The sequence below is a fragment of the Streptomyces sp. WELS2 genome (genome assembly GCF_013870595.1).
Taxonomy (GTDB): Bacteria; Actinomycetota; Actinomycetes; order Streptomycetales; family Streptomycetaceae; genus Streptomyces.
Genome location: NZ_JACBWZ010001286.1, coordinates 1 through 1,225 on the forward strand (window position 1 = coordinate 1; position 1,225 = coordinate 1,225).

Sequence of the window (1,225 nt, forward strand, 5' to 3'; positions counted from 1 at the left end):
CGCGGTCTGCCCGGGCTCGGCGGGGGCGGGCGGGGCCTGTTCGAGGATGACATGGGCGTTGGTGCCGCTGATCCCGAAGGAGGACACCCCGGCCCGGCGGGCGCGGCCGGTGTCGGGCCACTGCCGTTCCTCGGTGAGCAGCCGTACGTTGCCCGCGTCCCAGTCGACCTTCGTGGACGGCCTGTCCACGTGCAGGGTCCTGGGCAGGACGCCGTGCCGCATCGCCATCACCATCTTGATGACACCGGCGACCCCGGCCGCGGCCTGCGTGTGCCCGATGTTCGACTTCACCGACCCCAGCCACAACGGCCGCTCGCGGTCCTGGCCGTAGGTGGCGAGCAGGGCCTGCGCCTCGATCGGGTCGCCCAGCGTCGTGCCCGTGCCGTGCGCCTCGACCACGTCCACGTCGGCGGTGGTCAGGCGGGCGCTGTCCAGGGCCTCGCGGATGACGCGTTCCTGGGCGGGGCCGTTGGGAGCGGTGAGGCCGTTGGAGGCGCCGTCCTGGTTGACGGCGGTGCCGCGGACCAGGGCCAGTACCTCGTGACCGTTGCGGCGGGCGTCGGAGAGGCGTTCCACGACGAGGACGCCGACGCCCTCGCCCCACACCGTGCCGCCCGCCGCGTCGGCGAAGGCGCGGGTGCGGGCGTCGGGGGCGAGCGCGCCCTGCCGGCTGAACTCGATGAACGTCTCCGGGGTGGCCATGACGGCGACACCGCCGACCAGCGCCAGGCTGGACTCGCCCTGCCCGAGCGACTGGGCGGCCAGGTGCAGCGCCACCAGGGACGAGGAGCAGGCGGTGTCCACGGACAGGGACGGTCCCTCCAGGCCGAGGGTGTAGGCGACGCGGCCGGAGATGATGCTGCCGGAGCCGAAGCTGCCGAAGTAGTCGTGGTACTGGACGCCGGCGAACACGCCGGTGCGGCTGCCCTTGAGGGTGTGCGGGTCGATGCCGGCGCTCTCCAGCGCCTCCCAGGACGCCTCCAGCAGCAGCCGCTGCTGGGGGTCCATGACGAGGGCCTCCTTGGGGCTGATGCCGAAGAAGGCGGCGTCGAAGTCGCCCGCGTCGTGCAGGAAGCCGCCCTCGCCGACGTAGGAGGTGTCGGGGCGGCTCCGGGTGGGGTCGACGATCCGGTCCACGTCCCAGCCCCGGTCGGCGGGGAAGGCGGTGATGGCGTCGGTGCCGTCGACGACCAGCCGCCACAGGTCCTCGGGGGTGCGTACGCCG

Annotated in this window: 1 protein-coding gene; it reads right to left on the reverse strand. The window is 73.8% G+C overall.

The window, feature by feature from the left end:
- On the reverse strand, positions 1–1,225 hold a 1,225-nt coding region (locus tag H5J33_RS35780; RefSeq protein ID WP_181798792.1), incomplete at both ends, for a type I polyketide synthase.